This is a genomic window from Cellulomonas hominis, assembly GCF_005239125.1.
Classification (GTDB): Bacteria; Actinomycetota; Actinomycetes; order Actinomycetales; family Cellulomonadaceae; genus Cellulomonas; species Cellulomonas hominis_A.
This window is the reverse complement of record NZ_SZYE01000074.1, coordinates 1-17,760: the sequence shown is the minus strand read 5'-3', so window position 1 is coordinate 17,760 and position 17,760 is coordinate 1. Positions and strand designations below refer to the sequence as shown.

Genomic DNA, 17,760 nt, shown 5'->3' with positions numbered 1-17,760 from the left:
GGGGCGCGTCAGGCCGGGTCGGCGCCGCGGAAGGCCGCCAGGCGCTCGTGCTGCGCGGTGACCGCGCGCCGCAGGCCCTCGTCCCACGGGACCCACGGGTCGAGCTCCAGCGCCAGCCGCCGGCCCCGGGACCGCGGGCGCCACGTGCCGACGACCTCGCCGCCCGCGAGCACGGCGCCGGGCCGGCCCAGCACGGGCCACAGCGCCTTCGCACGGGCCGGGTCCGGGACGAGGACGTGCCGGTCGCGCGCCTGGAGGAACAGGTCGTAGGGGCCGAGCAGCCGGACGACGGGGCCGGTGCCGTCGCGGGGCGGGTCGGTGGCGGCGAGCAGCGCGGGCAGGTCCTCGGCGAGCACGGACGCCGACGCCCCGTCGACCTCGACCTCGACGGCGTCGCCCGGCCAGCGCCGCGTGACGTCCGCCACCGGCGCGTCGAGGAACGCCGCCACGTCCTTCGGGGTCACGGGGCCGAGCAGGTGCAGCACGCCGCGGACGAGGTCGTGCGGGCCGTCGTCGACGGGGGCGCCGCCGCCGTCCCGCGGGCCGCCGGCGTCCCGGTCGACGGCGCCGACCTGGGCGTCCGGGAACCCCGGCGACCGCCGGAGCACCGGGGGAGAGGTGCCCGGCTCCAGCTCCAGCCCGGCGTGCAGCGCGCCGAGCCGGAACGGCATCTCGAACATGTGGGTCGCCCCGCACGGCCGGCACCAGCGCAGGTACGGCTCGTCCAGCTCGGCCGTCATCCGGGTGGACAGCGCCCCCTTGCCCGTGGGCTCCACGACCACCTCGCGCATCGTGCGCGCGACCCGCCCGAGCGCGTCGACCGGGCGGATGCCGGCGGCCCGCAGCGGCTTCGCGGCGTCGTAGATCCGCTTGCCGGCGTCCGCGTCGGAGTACGGCCGCAGGGCGCGCTGCACGGCGGGCAGGTCCGCGCGGCGGTAGGCGTGCGGGGCGCCGCGGACGCTCCACGCCATCGCCAGACCGTCCGGCCAGGCGCCCGCCGACACCGGCACCCCGCGCAGCGCGAGCGCCCACAGCGCACCGTCCGGGCCGGTGTCCTGCACGCCGACGTCGAGCACGGCGGCGTCGGTCGCGGCGCGCGCGGGGTCCTCGGCGCGGTCGAGCTGCTGGGCACGGAGGCGGTACCGGCGGACCTGGTCGGCGGTGACGCGGTCGGACATGCACCGAGCCTCCCACCCCGCACCCACAGCCGCCCCGCGCCCAGCCCCCCAAGATCCGCCGAGTGTGCACGTGTGGCGCGGTTCGCGGGCCCGGAACCCCACAACAACTGCAAGCTCGGTGGCGGTGGCGGTGGCGGTGGCGGTGGCGGTAGTGGCGGTGGCGGTAATGGCGGTGGCGGTGCCGGGCTCGGCGCGGTCGGCGCATGCGGCGGGGTCGCGAGCCCCGCAGGGAGGGAGGGGAGGAGGCGCGGCGCGCGGGCCGGAGCGCTGTGCCGCGCGTCACCGACACGCACCCCACCGGCGCGGGCTCCCGGCCCAGCTCCCGGCCGCCCGCTACCGTGAGGATCATGGCCGCCCGTCCGTCCTCCACCGCCACCCGTGCGGCTGCGCCGTCGTCGCGCGCCCGCACCGCGGCACCGGCGGCGCGCGCGTCCGGCTCCGGCTCCCGCGGCTCCGCCAAGACGCCGCCGCCCCCGCCGCGCCCCGCCCTGCCGATCCGCATCGTCCGCGGCATCTGGATGGGCTGCGCCCACGTGGTCGGCGGTGCGGCCCGCCGCGTCGGGCACGGCGCGCGCGACCTCGACCCGGCGCTGCGCCGCGACGGCGCCGCGTTCTTCCTCATCGCCCTCGCGATCGTCGTCGCCGCCCGCGAGTGGTGGGGCCTGCAGGGCATGGCGGGCGACGCCGTGCACGTCGTGGGCGCCGGCACGTTCGGCCGGGTCGCCGTGGCCGTGCCGGTCGCGCTGGTCGCCATCGCGGTCCGGCTGATGCGGCACCCCGACCGCAACCAGGCGAACTCCCGCATCGGCATCGGCGTCACCGCGATCACCCTCGCGGCCTGCGGCCTGGTGCACGTGCAGCAGGACCTGCCCGCCCCGTCCGGGGGCTTCGAGGCGGTCCGGGACGCGGGCGGCATCGTCGGCTACCTCGTCGGCACGCCGCTGGTCAGCCTCGTGACCGTCTGGGCCACCGTGCCGCTGCTGGTGCTGCTCGCGTTCTTCGGCGTGCTCGTCGTCACCGCGACCCCGGTGAACCAGATCGGCCCCCGGCTGCGCGCGCTGTACGACCGGCTCACGGGCAACCACCGCGAGGACGAGGTCGAGGACGACGACGCCCCGCTGGTCATCAACGCCGGGCACACCGCGGTCGAGGAGCCGCCGGCCAAGCCGTCCCGCCGGACGCTGATGGACCGGCTGAAGAAGCGCGCCGCGGCCGACCCGGACGCCGAGCCGGTCCTGGACGGGTACGCCGGTGACGAGGCCTTCGAGCGCGCCGCGTACGTCGAGCGGATGCGCCGCGAGGAGGAGGACGCCACCGCGCTCCTTGCCGCCGCCGACGACGCGGACGACGTCCCCCCGAGCACCGCCCCGACGCAGGCCGTCACCGCGGTGGGCGCCGTGCCCGCGGCCGCCGAGGCCCCCGCGCCGCGGCCGGAGCCCGTCGCGCCGCCCACCTCGGGCGTGCCGCGCGGCGAGCAGCCGATGCTCGGCGGCGACGTGCTGTACACGCTGCCGGACGAGAACGCGCTCGCGAAGGGCCAGCCGCACAAGGTCCGCTCCGCGGCGAACGACCGCGTGGTCGAGGCGCTGACCAGCGTGCTGGAGAACTTCGAGATCGACGCCCAGGTCACCGGGTTCACCCGCGGCCCGACCGTCACCCGGTACGAGGTCGAGCTCGGCAAGGGCGTCAAGGTCGAGCGCGTCACGGCGCTCAGCAAGAACATCGCCTACGCGGTGGCGTCGGCGGACGTGCGCATCCTGTCGCCGATCCCCGGCAAGTCCGCCATCGGCATCGAGATCCCGAACACCGACCGCGAGACCGTGTCGCTCGGCGACGTGCTCCGGTCCAGCGCCGCGCGCCGCTCCGAGCACCCGATGGTGATCGGCGTCGGCAAGGACGTCGAGGGCGGCTACGTCACCGCGAACCTCGCGAAGATGCCGCACATGCTCGTCGCCGGTGCCACGGGAGCGGGCAAGTCGTCGTTCGTGAACTCGATGATCGTGTCCGTGCTCATGCGCGCCACGCCGGACCAGGTCCGCATGGTGCTGGTCGACCCGAAGCGCGTCGAGCTGACGATCTACGAGGGCATCCCGCACCTCATCACCCCGATCATCACCAACCCGAAGAAGGCCGCCGAGGCCCTCGAGTGGGTGGTGCGGGAGATGGAGGCGCGGTACGACGACCTCGCCATGTTCGGGTTCAAGCACATCGACGACTTCAACGTCGCCGTGAAGGCCGGCAAGGTGAAGCCGCTGCCCGGCTCCGAGCGCAAGATCGCGCCGTACCCGTACCTGCTGGTGATCGTCGACGAGCTCGCCGACCTCATGATGGTCGCCCCGCGCGACGTCGAGGCGTCGATCCAGCGGATCACCCAGCTCGCGCGCGCCGCCGGCATCCACCTGGTGCTCGCGACGCAGCGCCCGTCGGTCGACGTGGTCACCGGCCTGATCAAGGCCAACGTGCCGTCCCGCCTGGCGTTCGCGACCTCCTCGCTCACCGACTCCCGCGTCGTGCTCGACCAGCCCGGCGCCGAGAAGCTGATCGGCCAGGGCGACGCGCTGTTCCTGCCGATGGGCGCCGCAAAGCCGATGCGCACCCAGGGCGCCTGGGTCTCCGAGTCGGAGATCCACGCCGTCGTCGCCCACGTGAAGCAGCAGCTCAAGCCGGTGTACCGCGAGGACGTCGCCGTCACGGCCGCCAAGAAGCAGGTGGACGAGGACATCGGCGACGACCTCGACCTGCTGCTGCAGGCCGCCGAGCTGGTGGTCACGTCGCAGTTCGGCTCGACGTCGATGCTGCAGCGCAAGCTGCGCGTCGGGTTCGCGAAGGCCGGGCGCCTGATGGACCTCCTGGAGTCCCGCGAGATCGTCGGGCCCTCCGAGGGGTCCAAGGCGCGCGAGGTGCTCGTGCAGCCGGACGACCTCCCGGGGACGCTGGCGATGCTGCGCGGCGAGCCGGAGCCCGGCGGGTCGGGCGGGGGCGCGCCGGCGGCGGACGACCGGTACGCCGCGCCCGAGGGCCGGATGCCCGGCGAGCCGCCCGAGGCCGTCGACTACTTCGACGACGCCGACGACCTGCGCTGACGTCCGCCGGTGCCCCGGTGGACGCCGGGTCGGACCCGTGGCGTGGACCGTGGTCCGCGCCCGCTGCCCGTAGGCTGTCCGGGTGAGCCGCCCTTCGCCGATGAACGTCGCCAACGTCGTGACGGTGCTGCGCATCGCCGTCGTGCCGTTCTTCGCCTGGGCCCTGCTGGTCGACGGCGGGGACGACCCGCGCTGGCGCCTCGTGGCCGCCGGGATCTTCGCGCTCGCCGCCGCCACCGACCGGCTCGACGGCTACCTGGCCCGGCGGCTGGGCCTCGTGACGGACCTCGGCAAGATGCTCGACCCGATCGCCGACAAGGCGCTCATCGGGACCGCGCTGGTCGGGCTGTCGTGGATCGGCGAGCTGAGCTGGTGGGTGACCGCCGCGATCCTGGTGCGGGAGATCGGCATCACCGTCATGCGGTTCTTCCTGCTCCGGTACCTGGTCCTGCCCGCGTCGCGCGGCGGCAAGATCAAGACCGTGCTGCAGTCGGTCGCCGTCGGCCTGTTCCTGCTCCCGCTGTCCGAGCTGCCGACCGCGGTGCTGGTGGTCGCGAGCGTGCTCATGGGTGCGGCCGTCGTCGTGACGCTCGTGACCGGCGCGGACTACGTCCGCACGGCCGTGCGGGTGCACCGGGAGCACGCCTCCGGCGCGGAGCCCGAGGCCACCCGGCACGCCGCGGCCACCGGGACGACGTCGCCGCACGGCGACCCGGCGTGACGGCCGGCGCCGACCCGGCCGGCCCCGCTGCCGGCCCCGGCGGCGACGAGGCCGCGGGGGAGGCGGCCGCGGCGCTGCTGGCCGCCCTGCGCGAGCGCGGCTGGACCGTCGCCACCGCCGAGTCGCTGACCGGCGGCCAGGTCGCGGCCACCCTGGTCGACGTGCCCGGCGCCTCCCGGTCCCTGCGCGGCGGGGTCGTCGCGTACGCCACCGACGTCAAGGGCTCGGTGCTGGGCGTGGACGCCGACCTGCTCGCCGCGCACGGGGCGGTGCACCCCGACGTCGCCCGGCAGATGGCCGAGCGCGTGCGTGGCCTGCTCGGGGCCGACGTGGGGCTCGGGACCACCGGCGTCGCCGGTCCCGACCCCCAGGACGGGTTTTCACCCGGGACGGTGCACGTGGCCGTCGCGACCCCGGGGGGCACGCTCGTCCGCACGCTGTCCCTGCCGGGCGACCGGGCCGCCGTCCGCGCCGCGACCTGCGCCGCCGTGCTCGCCGAGGCACTGTCCGCGGTGCTGCCCGCCGGCGCCGCCTGACCGCGGGAACACCGGGACGCGTGCAGGCGTTGTGGAGATCGTGATGAACACCAGGCCCACCAGCCGTCCCGCCGCTGCCCGTCGTGGCGGCGACATGTACGGTGGGAGCCTCCCCACGCGGGGCCACAAGGGTGCCGCGCTCGTCCGGACCGCCCCGCAGGGCGCGCCGGCTGCGCGGCAGGAGCAGGAACGGGACATGAGAGGGGGACGCCAGATGGTCGTGTTGCGCCGAGAGATCGGTGACGTGCTGCGGGATGCCCGCCAGCGGCAGGGACGCACCCTGCGCGAGGTGTCCTCCGCCGCCCGGGTGTCGCTGGGGTACCTCAGCGAGGTCGAGCGGGGTCAGAAGGAGGCGTCGTCGGAGCTGCTCGCGAGCATCTGCGACGCGCTCGACGTGCCCATGTCGCTCGTGCTGCGCGAGGTGAGCGACCGCATCGCCGTCGCCGAGGGTCTGCTGATCCCCGACACCGTCCCGGTCGACCTGGCCTCTGCGCTGGGTGGCCAGGACAGCACCTGGCGCCGACGCCCGGAGCTCACCCCGGTCGGCTGACCGCGGGGAACACCCACCCAGACACCGACGACGCCCGGTCGTCCGCCCTTCGCTCGGCGGCTCGACCGGGCGTCGTCGCGTCCGGGGGCTGCCGACGCGCACCACGGGGCGTCCGGGTCAGGCCGCGGGGGCGGCCGGGCGCTGGCAGACGCCGCAGAAGTACGCGGGCCGCTCCGTCGGCGGGTGACCCGCCAGGCCGCGGCGGACCGGCGCGCCGCACCGGCGGCACGGCTCCTTCAGCCGCCCGTGCACCCAGGTCTCCCGGCCGCGGTACACCTCGCCGGTGGTCGACGGCGACGACGACCCGACCGAGCGCTGCATGATCGCCCGCGCCACGCGCAGCAGCCGTGCCGGGTCCACCACCTCGTCCGCCGGCGTCCACGGCCAGATCTTCTCGAGGAACAGCGAGTCCGCCATGTAGATCGTGCCGATGCCGGCGACGACCGTCTGGTCGAGCAGCACCTCGCACACCGGCGTGGACCCGCGCGCGGACCACCGGCGCAGGGCCTCGGGCAGGCCCGCGGTCTCGAAGTCGTCGGCGAGCAGGTCCGGGCCGAGGTGCCCGATCAGGGTGTGCTCGTCCCGGGTGGGCACGACGTCGAGCATCCCGATCAGCTCGCCGACCGCCGTCCACGTCTCGTTGGCGAGCACGGCGCGGACCTGCGGCGCGCCGGCCCGGGCACCGGGGGAGCCCGTGCGGGCGATCCGCCAGGAGCCGTCCATCCGCAGGTGGGTGTGCAGCGTGCGGCCGTCGTCGAACCGGGTGAGCAGGTGCTTGCCGTAGGACGCCGTGCCGAGGACCGTGCGCCCGACCAGGTCGACGGTCGCGGCGGTGGGCCAGCGCAGGTCGCTGCGGACGAGGACGCGGCCGGCGAGCGCCTCGTCGAGCCGTCGCGCGGTGCGGGCCAGGATGTCGCCCTCAGGCACCGGCCGTCACCGCCAGGCCCGCCCGGGTCACCGCGCGCTCCGCAGCCGGATCCCCCGGGGCGTCGGCGCGAAGTCCGCCAGCGCGAGCGCGCGCCCGAGCGCCGTCGACTCCAGCCCGCCGGACAGCAGCTCCTCGCCGTCGGCCCGCACCAGCGTGATCCGCCCGAGCCGCCCGTCGCGGACCGTCTCGGCCAGGCGCGCGGTCGCCAGCCGGAGCACCGTCTCGTCGTCGGAGAAGGTGAGGACCGTGCGCCCGCCGCGCTCCAGGTAGAGCGCGAGCACGCCGTCCACCAGCACCACGACCGCGCCCGCCTTGCGGCCCGGCCGGTGCCCGGTGGGGGCGTCGGCGCGGGTCGGCCACGCGAGCGCCGCCCCGTAGGGGTTGGCGGGGTCGGTGGCGGCGAGCAGCACCACGGCCCGGTCGGCGTCCGCCGGCACCGACTGCTCGCCGATCCGCTCGATCTGCCGCGCCTCCGCGCGGATCTGGTCGACGGCCCCGGGGAGGGCGAACTGGGACCCGCCCAGGTGCTCGACGAAGTACCCGCGGCGGACCTGGCCCTGCTGCTCGAGCGCGGCGAGCACCCGGTACACGGGCGCGAACTGCCCGGCGACGCCCTCGGCCGGGGCGACGGCGCGGGTCAGGACGCCGTGCCGGTCGAGCAGCTGGGCGGCCAGGGCGTGCGCGCGCCGGGTCGGGTCCTGCTCGCGGGACGGCAGGATCGACCACCGGCCGCCCGCCTCGCCCGCGGTGGTCGCGAGCCCGCTGCCGAGCCCGCCCAGGCCACCGCCGGCGAGTCCCGCGCCGCGCAGCCCCAGGCCGCTGCCGCGCAGGCTCGGGCGCCCGCCGAACCTGCCGCCGCCCATGGTGAGCTGCCGGGCCCTGGACGGGGGCGCGGACGCCGTCGTCCGGTGGGTCGTCCTCCCGCCGGCCAGCCGGGCCCGCAGCGGCGCCAGCCCGTCGTTGGTGACCAGCCCGGCCCACACCAGGTCCCACAGCGCGTCGACCAGCGCGGCCTGCGACGGCGGCGACTCGGGCAGCGCCTCCGCCACCCGGGCGCCGAGCGCGCCGACGAAGTACGCCCCGCCGCCCCGCAGCGCCTCGACGAGCGCGCGGTGCAGCGGCGTGTCCAGGTGCTCCGGCGCGGGCGGCGCCTCGGACCCCGGGGGCACCAGCAGCGGGAGCGTGAGGTCGGCGGTCGCGGCCAGGTGCAGGCTGACCAGCCCGTCCTTGCCGGGCAGCGTGCCGTGCCCGGCCCACAGCACCTCGCCGGACGCGGTGAGCTCGTCCAGCAGGGCAGGGCTGTAGTCCGGCACCCGGGCGGGCAGCACGAGCGACTCCAGGGCGGACGCGGGCACGACGGCCCCGGCGAGCTGCTCGACCGCGCGCGCCAGCCCGTCCACGCCCCGCAGCGCGCCCGGCGCGGACCGGCCGATCGCGTGCTGCCAGGCGGGCAGGAACCGGCCCAGCGCCACCTGGGGCACCGGCTCGACCTCGGACCGCAGCGCGGCGAGCGACCGGCGGCGCAGCGTCCGCAGGACGTCGGCGTCGCAGTACTCGTCGCCGACGCCGCCCAGCGCATCGGGCCGCAGCCGCCCCTGCACGACGACGCCCGCCCGCTCCAGCGGACGCAGCGCCGCCTGCACCACCGCGGTGCCGAGGCCGAACCGCGCCGCGACCTGCGCGGCGGTGAACGGGCCGTGGGTGCGCGCGTGCCGCCTCATCAGGTCGCCCAGCGGGTCCGGCAGCACCCCGGTGAACACCTCGGGCACCCCGACGGGCAGCGCCACGCCGAGCGCGTCGCGCAGCCGGCCGGCGTCCTCGACCGCCGCCCACTGCTCGGCGTCGGCGGGCGGCAGGCCGGAGATGCGGACCCGGATGATCCGGCGCGCGTGCTCCAGGTCGGCCAGCCAGCCCGCGACCTCGGCACGCACGTCCTCCCGGGTGCGGGCCTCGACCCCGGCGAGCGGCAGCGGCCCGTGCCGGCGCAGCACGTCCGCGACCTGCTCCGCGGTGCGGGCCTGCCGGTCGGGGTCGGTGGCGGTGAGCTCGGCCTCGGTGCGCAGGACGGCGTCGGGATCGAGCAGGTCGGCGATCTGCGAGCCGCCGCCACCGCCCAGCAGCTCGTCCAGCAGCGTCGGGTCGAGGGTGAGCGCGGCGGCGCGGCGCTCGGCCAGCGGGGCGTCGCCGTCGTACAGGAACTGCGCGGTGTAGCCGAACAGCAGCGACTGGGCGAACGGCGACGGCCGGGTCGTGGTCACCTCGACCACCCGCACCCGGCCGGCGGACACGTCCCGCATGAGCTCGACGAGCGCGTCGATGTCGAAGTCGTCCTGCAGGCACTCCCGCACGGCCTCGAGCAGGATCGGGAAGTCGGGGTACCGGGCCGCGACGGCGAGCAGCTGCGCGGACCGCTGCCGCTGCTGCCACAGCGGCTGCCGGCGGTCGGGCCGCCGTCGGGGGAGCAGCAGCGCGCGGGCGGCGGCCTCGCGGAACCGGGCGCCGAACATCGCGGAGCCGCCGAGCTCCTCGCGGACGGCGTCGGCCACCTCGTCCGGCTCGATCAGCAGGTCCGCCGCGTCGACCGGGGCGGCGTCGGTCAGGCCGCCGGGGCTCTCCGGGGAGCCGTCGGCCGACCACGCGTCGGGCGCGGTCCAGCCGAGCAGGTCGCCCACCGGGTCGGCGGTCGCGGCCAGCATCTCCGGCAGCCGCAGCACGATGCCGTCGTCGGCGTGCATGGCAGCGGCGTCGACGCCGAACCGCTCGCGCAGCCGCGCGCCGAGCACCAGGGCCCACGGCGCGTGCACCCGCGCGCCGTACGGCGAGTGCACGACCACCCGCCAGTCGCCGAGCTCGTCGCGGAACCGCTCGACCACGACGGTGACGTCGCTGGGCAGGACCCCGGTGGCGTCGCGCTGCTCGCGCAGGTAGCCGAGCAGGTTGTCGGCGGCCCAGGGGTCCAGCCCCGCGGCGCCGACCCGTTCGCGCGCGTCGGCGTCGGGCAGGTCGGCGACCTCGCGCGCCCACGCACCCATCGCGCGCCCGAGCGACGCCGGCCGGCCCTGGGAGTCGCCCTTCCAGAACGGCAGCCGCCCCGGGACGCCGGGGGCGGGCGTCACGAGGACGCGGTCGGGGGTGATGTCCTCGATCCGCCAGGTGCTGGACCCGAGGGTGAACGTGTCGCCCACCCGCGACTCGTAGACCATCTCCTCGTCGAGCTCGCCGACCCGCTTGCCCCCGCGGGTGCGGCCGCCCGAGCGCTCCGGGTCGACCGGCACGTCCGCCGTCTCGGAGCCGGACGCCAGGAACACGCCGTACAGCCCCCGGTCGGGGATGGTGCCGCCGCTGGTCACGGCCAGCCGCAGGGCGCCGGGCCGGGCGCTGAGCACGTCGGTGGCCCGGTCCCACAGGATGCGCGGCCGCAGCTCGGCGAACTCCTCGCTCGGGTACCGGCCGGCCAGCATGTCGAGCACCGCGCGCAGCGTCGCGTCGCCGAGCGTCGCGAACGGGGCCGACCGCCGCACCACCGCCGCCAGCTCCGCGACCGTCCAGTCCTCCTGCGCGACCATCGCGACGACCTGCTGCGCCAGCACGTCGAGCGGGTTCGTCAGCACGTGCAGCGGCTCGATCTGACCCGCCCGCATCCGCAGCGCGGTGACGGCCGCGGGGACCAGGTCGCCGCGGAACGTGGGGAACACGACGCCGTGCGACACCGCGCCGACCTGGTGCCCGGCGCGCCCGATGCGCTGCAGGCCGCTGGCCGCCGACGGGGGTGCGCCCACCTGGACGACCAGGTCGACCGCGCCCATGTCGATCCCGAGCTCGAGCGAGCTGGTCGCGACCACGGCGGGCAGCCGCCCGGCCTTGAGCTCGGACTCGGTGCGGGTGCGCTCCGCGCGGCTCATCGACCCGTGGTGCGCGCGGGCGATGATCGTCTCGGCGTCCCGGGCGTCGACGCCGACCGCGGTGCCCGACTGGGCGTTCGCCTGCGCCGCCCACAGCGTGCCGGGGTCGGGGACGTCCTCGCCCTGCCGCTCGGCCCACACCTCGTTCATCCGGGCGGTCAGCCGCTCGGCGCCGCGGCGGGAGTTGGTGAACACCAGCGTCGACCGGTGCTCGGCGACCAGGTCGACGACGCGCTCCTCGACGTGCGGCCAGATCGACGGGCGCCGCGCGCCGGAGCCGGCGGCCTGGCCGGTGAGGTCGGCCTCGCCCGGGGCGAGCGGCGGCAGCGCGTCGTCGACGACCGGCTTCGGGGCGCGGTCCCGGCCGTCGTCGGGCAGCGGCGCGCCGAGGTCGGTCAGGTCGGGCACGGGCACCACGACGTCGACCCGGATCTCCTTGGTCGACGGCGGCTGCACGACGACCACCTCGCGGCCGCCGTCCGCCGGTGCCCGGCTGCCGCTGAGGAACGCCGCGACCCTGTCCACGGGCGTGACCGTCGCCGACAGCCCGATCCGCTGCGCGGGGCCGGGCCCGTCGGGCCGGTCGAGCAGCGCGTCGAGGCGCTCCAGGGACACCGCCAGGTGCGCGCCGCGCTTGGTGCCGGCGACGGCGTGGATCTCGTCGAGGATCACGGTCCGCACGCCCGACAGCCCCGCGCGGGCGCCCGACGTCAGCACGAGGAACAGCGACTCGGGGGTGGTGATGAGGATGTCCGGCGGCCTGGTCGCGAACTGGCGCCGCTCGTTCGGCGGGGTGTCCCCGGTGCGGACCCCGACCTGCACGTCGGGCAGCGTCAGCCCGCGGCGGGTGGCGGCCTGCCGGACCCCGACCAGCGGGGACCGCAGGTTCCGCTCGACGTCGGTCGCCAGGGCCTTGAGCGGCGAGACGTACAGCACCCGGCAGCGCTGCACCGGCTCGGCGTCGGCGGCGACCGGCTCGGCGGTGATGCGGTCGAGCGCCCACAGGAACGCCGCGAGCGTCTTGCCGGACCCCGTCGGGGCCACGACCAGCGCGTGCCGCCCCGTGGACACCGCGTCCCACGCGCCGGCCTGCGCGGCGGTCGGCTCGGCGAACGCGCCCCGGAACCAGTCCTGCGTGGGCTCGGAGAACCGCCCGAGGACGTCGGCGCCGGCCGGGCCGCCGGCGGTCGGGGAGGGTGTCACCGCGCCATTCTGTCGCGGGGCACCGACACGCGCGCCCCCACCTGCGGCTCCGCGGGTGCGCGCTGGGCGAACGGCTGCGGCGCCCCGGTCCGGCACGGCAGGATCGACGGCATGCCGATCGACGACGCGACGCAGGCCGCGGTCCGGGCGCTGTGGGAGGCGGGGTCCCGCCACGGCCGCGCACCCGCACCGGTGCCCGAGGCCGACCCGTGGGAGGACGACGTGCAGGGCGCGGAGCGGTCGCCGCTCGTCGTCGTGCTGGCCGGGAAGCCCGACCTGCAGGTGCGGCTGCACCGGGACGGCGAGGACGAGGTCGTGGTCGAGGACGCCGCCCACCTCGAGGTCCCGCGCCGGGACACCGCCGCGGTGGTCGACGCCCTGCTCGGCGGCGGGGCGCGCCGCCGGCCCCGGGTCCGGGGCGTCGTCGGCAACCTGCTGGCCGCGCTCTCCGGGAGCCCGGCGCCGTCGGACCTGGAGGTGCGCGTCGGGGAGGGGGACGCGGCGCGGACCTACCGGGCGGCGATCACGGCGACGCAGCCGGTGTCGGTCTGGCTGATGTCGCGGCCGGTGGCGGACGGCTGACCACCCGGGCCCCGGCACGCGTACGCTCGCAGGTCCACGACGCGGACGGGAGGGAGCGCACGGTGCGGTACCGCGAGTTCTGGCAGCTGGTCGACGAGGTGCTCGGCAGCGCCCACGGCCGCGTCCTCGTGCACGAGCTCGTCCTGCAGCGGCTCGGCGACCGCACCGCGGAGCAGGCGCTCGACGCCGGAACCGACCCGCGCGACGTGTGGCACGCGCTGTGCGACGAGCTGGACATCCCCGACGCGCAGCGCTGGGGCTCCGACCGGTACCGCCAGGCGCCGCCCGCTCGTCCCTGACCTCCCGGACCACCCCCGACGGGTCACCCCGGGGCGCGCCCGGTCGTGGCAGGCTGGTGGCGTGTCGCCCGCCGACCCGCACCGCCCGCCGCCCGGCCGGTGGTCGGTCACGCTCAGCGACGTCGGGGACGCCCTGCTGGGGCTGGTGACGACCGCGCTGGGTCTCGGTGTCGCGATCGCGCTCGTCGACGGCGTCAGCGCCACGAACCCGGGGTCGGTGCTGCTCGCGGCGCTCGCGGTCGCGGTCGGCGACCTCGTGCTGCGGCCGCCGCTGCGCGTGCTCGCGCGGGTCGGCGGCGCGATGGGGGCGCTGCTCGCGGGGCTCGGCGCCCAGGTGCTCGTGGTCTGGCTGGCGCTGACCCTGCTGCCCGGCCTGCACGTGACGAACGCGTGGGCCGCCGTGCAGGTGCTGGTGATCGCCGCGGTCGTCATGGCCGTCGGCCGCTGGGTGTGGGGTGCCTCGGACTCCGACTACGTGGTGGGCGACGTGCTGCGGCGCGCCCGGGCGCACGCCCGCCGCGCCGGGGAGGGCGGCGGCGCGGTGCCCGACGACCGGCCGCCGGGTCTGCTGGTCGTGCAGCTCGACGGCGTCGCCGCGCCGGTGCTGGCGCAGGCGCTCGACGCGGGGCTGGCCCCGACGATGGCCCGCTGGCTGGCCGACGGGACGCACGCGCTGCAGACGTGGTGGGCGCAGGCGCCGTCGACCACGCCGGCGAGCCAGGCCGGGCTGCTGCACGGCGCCGCGGACGGGATCTGCTCGTTCCGGTGGTGGGACCGCGAGTCCGGGCGGCTGGTCGTCACGAACCACCCGGACGACGCGGCGCTGGTCGAGCGCCGGCTGTCGGACGGCCGGGGTCTGCTCGCCGACGGGGGCGCGGCGGTCGCGACGATGTTCTCCGGCGACGCCGAGCGCCAGCACCTCGTCATGAGCCAGGCGCGGCGGGGGATCGGACCCGGGACGTCGTACCTGCGGTTCTTCGCGAGCCCGTTCGTGCTGGCCCGCGCCGTCACGCTGACGATCGGCGAGATCGTCAAGGAGCTGTACCAGGGGCGGCGGCAGCGGGTGCGTGACGTGCGCCCCCGGGTGCCGCGGCGGGGCTGGTACGTCGTGCTCCGCGGGGTGACCAACGTGCTGCTGCGGGACCTCGCCACGTCCGTGGTCGCCGAGCAGCTGGTCCGCGGGGCGCCGGTCGTGTTCGTCGACCTGGTCGACTACGACGAGATCGCGCACCACGCGGGCCCCACCCGGCCGGAGTCGCTGCGCGCGCTCGAGGGGCTGGACCGGGTGCTGGACACGCTCGTCCGGGTCACGGACGCCGCGCCGCGCGACTACCGGGTGGTGGTGCTGTCCGACCACGGGCAGTCCCTCGGGGCGACGTTCGAGCAGGTGGCGGGCCGGCCGCTCGTCGACGTGGTGCGCGCCCTGATGGCCGAGCCCGGGGTGGACGCCGTGCAGGGCGGCACCGACGAGGAGTGGGGACCGCTGAACGCGTTCCTCAGCTCGGCCGCCGCGCGGCGGGGCGGGGACCGCTCGCCGGTCCTGGGCCCGCAGGGCCGCGAGCGGCGCGCCGACGCCCCGTCGCCCGGGACCGACGGCGCCGCGGCCCCCGACGTGGCCGTCACCGGGTCGGGCAATCTCGGGATGGTGTGGTTCCCGCGGGCCGGCCGCCGGCTCGTGCTGGAGGAGGTCGAGGAGCGCTGGCCGGGGCTCGTGCGCGGCCTGGCGGGCACGCCGGGGGTCGGGCTCGTCGTCGTCGACACCGCGGCGCGGGGTCTGGTGGCGGTGGGGCCGGGGGGCGTCGCGTGGCTGGAGGCGGCCGACGGCGGCCCCGCGGTCGACGGCGTGGACCCGGTCGCGCGGTACGGCGGGCAGGCGGCGGACGACCTGCGCCGGCTCGGGCGGCTCGGCCACGTCGGCGACCTGGTCCTGCTGTCCGACGTGACCCCCGAGGGGCACGTGCACGCGTTCGAGGGGCAGGTCGGGTCGCACGGCGGCCTCGGCGGTGCGCAGAATCGGGCTGTGCTGCTGCACCCCGCCGACCTCGCCGTCGACGACGACCTGCTGGCCGACGTCGACTCCGAGCGCATGCCCGTCGGGGCGGACCGGGTGCACGAGCAGCTGCTGCGGTGGACGACGCGGCTCGGGCTGCGGCGCACGGCCACGGAGCGGGCGGCGGACGACGCGGGGGCGCCGCTGCCGGGTCCGCGCCCCGGGGCCGGGCGGTGACCGCGGGGGACCCGAGCGGCGCGGGGGCGGTGCTGCGCTGGATCGGGCACGCCACGGTGGTCCTGGACGTGGCCGGCGCGCGGCTCGTCACCGACCCGCTGCTGCGCCCGCACGCCGGCCTGCTCCGCCGCAGCGGCCCGGCGCCGCACCCCGAGGACTGGGCGGGCACCAGCGCCGTCCTGGTGTCGCACCTGCACCACGACCACGCCGACGTCGGCTCGCTGCGCCTGCTCGGCGACGTGCCGGTGCTCGCCGCGCGCGCCAACGCCCACTGGCTCGACCGGCAGGGCCTGCACGCGGTCGGCCTCGGGGCGGAGGACTGGTGGACGGTGCCGGGGACGTCGGTGCGGGTCCGTCCGGTCCCGGCCGAGCACGGCCACCGGCCGATGCCGCACCGGCCGAACGCCACGCACGGCTTCCTGGTCGTGGCGCCCGGGCTGCGGGTGTGGTTCGCCGGCGACACCGCGCCGTACCCCCAGATGCGCCGGCTGCCCGACCTCGCCGGCGGGCCGATCGACCTGGCCCTGGTGCCGGTCGGCGGCTGGGGTCCGCGGCTGTCCGGCGGGCACATGGACCCGCACCAGGCGGCGGAGGTGTGCGAGGCGGTCGGCGTGCGGTGGGCGGTGCCGGTGCACTGGGGGACGCTGCACGCGCCGGCGTCGCGGCGGCTCCCGCCCGGCTGGATGGACCGGGCCGGGCCGGCGTTCGCGCGGGCCCTGGCGCGGCGGGCGCAGGTGGAGCCGGTGCTGCTGGCGCCGGGCGAGGCGGTGCGGCTCGGCGAGCCGGGTGCGTCGGGCCCCGTCCCGCCGCGGTAGGACGGCGGCACCCAGGGCCCCGCCGACCCGCGACGCGCCGGGCGCGTCGGTGCGGTGCCGGTCGAACATGTGTTCGGTAGAGTGGTCCACGTTGGCGCGCCCCGGGTCCGGGCGGCCCGGCGGTCGTCCCCAGGCGGGGCGGGTCGCGCGGGCTGTGGACGGGACCGGGGTCCATGTCGGTGGTCGGGCATAGCGTCAGCGCACGACACGAGAAGACCAGCCCTGCCGGCGCAGCGCGAGGCTGCACGAGACGCACGAGGTGGAACACCATGCCCGCACCCCAGGACCGCGAGAAGGCTCTCGAGGCCGCCCTCAGCCAGATCGACCGCCAGTTCGGCAAGGGCTCGATCATGCGTCTCGGCGACGACGGCCGCGCCCCGGTCGAGGTCATCCCGACCGGCTCCGTCGCGCTCGACGTCGCGCTCGGCATCGGCGGTCTGCCCAAGGGCCGCATCGTCGAGATCTACGGCCCCGAGTCCTCCGGCAAGACCACCGTCGCGCTGCACGCCGTGGCCAACGCCCAGCGCCTGGGCGGCATCGCCGCGTTCATCGACGCGGAGCACGCGCTGGACCCGGACTACGCCAAGAAGCTCGGCGTCGACACCGACGCGCTGCTCGTCTCCCAGCCGGACACCGGCGAGCAGGCGCTCGAGATCATGGACATGCTGATCCGCTCGGGCGCGATCGACATCATCGTCATCGACTCCGTCGCGGCGCTCGTGCCGAAGGCCGAGATCGAGGGCGAGATGGGTGACAGCCACGTCGGTCTGCAGGCCCGTCTCATGTCCCAGGCGCTCCGCAAGATCACCGGTGCCCTCAACGCGTCCGGCACCACCGCGATCTTCATCAACCAGCTGCGCGAGAAGATCGGCGTGTTCTTCGGCTCGCCCGAGACCACGACCGGTGGCAAGGCGCTCAAGTTCTACGCGTCGGTCCGCATGGACATCCGCCGCATCGAGACCCTCAAGGAGGGCACGGACGCCGTCGGCAACCGGACCCGGGTCAAGGTCGTGAAGAACAAGATGGCCCCGCCGTTCAAGCAGGCCGAGTTCGACATCCTCTACGGCGTCGGCATCTCCCGGGAGGGCGGCCTCATCGACATGGGCGTCGAGCACGGCTTCATCCGGAAGTCCGGCTCCTGGTTCACCTACGAGGGCGACCAGCTCGGCCAGGGCAAGGAGAACGCGCGCGGGTTCCTGCGCGACAACCCGGACCTCGCCGCGGAGATCGAGAAGAAGATCCTCGAGAAGCTCGGCATCGGTGCCAAGGCCGACGCGCCCGCCGGCGCGGAGGTGAAGGTCGACTTCTGATGTCGACCGGGCACGATCCGGCCGCCGCCGGCACCGATCCCGCCGCCGGCACCGATCCCGCGGCGGCCGGCGACGCGTGGCTCGACGTCGCCCCGGCGGGCGCCTCGGCGTGGGACGACCAGTCCGACGGCGACGCGTCCGCCTGGGCGGGGTCCGCCGAACCGGCGGGGTCCGTCTGGGACGCCGACGCGCCCCCGCCCGCCTCGGCGTGGGACGAGGACGAGCCCGCGTCGGTGTGGGACGACGGGACCGACGCGCCCGAACTGGCGCGGAGCGGCCGTGCTGCCGGGACGGCGCCGGAGCGCGGCCGCGCTGCCTCGACGGCACCGGCCGGGGCCGGCGCTGCCGAGCAGTCGCCGGAGGTCGCGGCCGTCGCCGCGCGGCTGGCGGAGATCGTCGCGCGCTCGGGCGGCGGCCGGGTCGACG

12 protein-coding genes and 1 pseudogene are annotated in these 17,760 nt (G+C 77.0%); 10 read left to right on the top strand and 3 right to left on the bottom strand.

The genetic code is table 11. The annotated features are described in order from the left end of the window. Positions 1-8: 8 nt before the first annotated feature. A complete protein-coding gene (locus tag FA014_RS10520) occupies positions 9-1,178 on the bottom strand; it encodes a DNA glycosylase AlkZ-like family protein (protein ID WP_154729638.1) in 1,170 nt (389 codons plus the stop codon). 347 nt (positions 1,179-1,525) lie between these two features. On the opposite strand from FA014_RS10520, the gene FA014_RS10515 reads away from it, so the two are divergent. From FA014_RS10515 to FA014_RS10500, 4 genes are all read left to right on the top strand, one after another. After that, on the top strand, positions 1,526-4,261 hold the full coding sequence (locus FA014_RS10515) for an FtsK/SpoIIIE family DNA translocase (RefSeq protein WP_154729637.1): 2,736 nt from the start codon (positions 1,526-1,528) through the stop codon (positions 4,259-4,261). Positions 4,262-4,361: 100 nt separating this feature from the next. Continuing rightward, positions 4,362-4,982, top strand: coding sequence for a CDP-diacylglycerol--glycerol-3-phosphate 3-phosphatidyltransferase (pgsA, locus tag FA014_RS10510; RefSeq protein ID WP_154729641.1), 621 nt, complete (start codon positions 4,362-4,364; stop codon positions 4,980-4,982). Continuing rightward, positions 4,979-5,518: a CinA family protein gene (locus FA014_RS10505; RefSeq protein WP_154729636.1), complete on the top strand. Its 540-nt coding sequence runs from the start codon at positions 4,979-4,981 to the stop codon at positions 5,516-5,518. The genes pgsA and FA014_RS10505 overlap by 4 nt, the downstream gene beginning before the upstream one ends. A 214-nt stretch (positions 5,519-5,732) precedes the next feature. After that, positions 5,733-6,068: a helix-turn-helix domain-containing protein gene (locus tag FA014_RS10500; protein WP_154729640.1), complete on the top strand. Its 336-nt coding sequence runs from the start codon at positions 5,733-5,735 to the stop codon at positions 6,066-6,068. Positions 6,069-6,185: 117 nt separating this feature from the next. Here the strand turns inward: FA014_RS10500 and FA014_RS10495 are convergent, their stop codons facing one another. Together FA014_RS10495 and FA014_RS10490 are read right to left on the bottom strand one after the other, a co-directional pair. Continuing rightward, on the bottom strand, positions 6,186-6,995 hold the full coding sequence (locus tag FA014_RS10495; protein ID WP_154729635.1) for an Fpg/Nei family DNA glycosylase: 810 nt from the start codon (positions 6,993-6,995) through the stop codon (positions 6,186-6,188). Between the two features lie 27 nt (positions 6,996-7,022). After that, complete coding sequence (locus FA014_RS10490) at positions 7,023-12,101, bottom strand: Lhr family ATP-dependent helicase (RefSeq protein ID WP_195969247.1); 5,079 nt, start codon at positions 12,099-12,101, stop codon at positions 7,023-7,025. Positions 12,102-12,212: 111 nt separating this feature from the next. On the opposite strand from FA014_RS10490, the gene FA014_RS10485 reads away from it, so the two are divergent. The 6 genes and pseudogenes from FA014_RS10485 to FA014_RS10460 form a co-directional block, all read left to right on the top strand. After that, complete coding sequence (locus tag FA014_RS10485) at positions 12,213-12,683, top strand: hypothetical protein (RefSeq protein ID WP_154729633.1); 471 nt, start codon at positions 12,213-12,215, stop codon at positions 12,681-12,683. Positions 12,684-12,745: 62 nt separating this feature from the next. After that, positions 12,746-12,982: a DUF3046 domain-containing protein gene (locus FA014_RS10480; protein ID WP_154729632.1), complete on the top strand. Its 237-nt coding sequence runs from the start codon at positions 12,746-12,748 to the stop codon at positions 12,980-12,982. 61 nt (positions 12,983-13,043) lie between these two features. Beyond that, positions 13,044-15,209 carry a phage holin family protein gene (locus tag FA014_RS10475; RefSeq protein ID WP_154729631.1) on the top strand — a complete coding sequence of 722 codons (2,166 nt, stop codon included), beginning with the start codon at positions 13,044-13,046 and terminating at the stop codon, positions 15,207-15,209. Further along, positions 15,206-16,024: an MBL fold metallo-hydrolase gene (locus FA014_RS10470; RefSeq protein ID WP_230323050.1), complete on the top strand. Its 819-nt coding sequence runs from the start codon at positions 15,206-15,208 to the stop codon at positions 16,022-16,024. The genes FA014_RS10475 and FA014_RS10470 overlap by 4 nt, the downstream gene beginning before the upstream one ends. Positions 16,025-16,293: 269 nt before the next feature. Further along, a complete protein-coding gene (gene recA, locus FA014_RS10465) occupies positions 16,294-17,334 on the top strand; it encodes a recombinase RecA (protein WP_154729630.1) in 1,041 nt (346 codons plus the stop codon). Next, positions 17,334-17,760 (top strand): annotated as a pseudogene (locus tag FA014_RS10460) (hypothetical protein); the annotation flags it as partial. The gene recA and the pseudogene FA014_RS10460, both read left to right, overlap by 1 nt.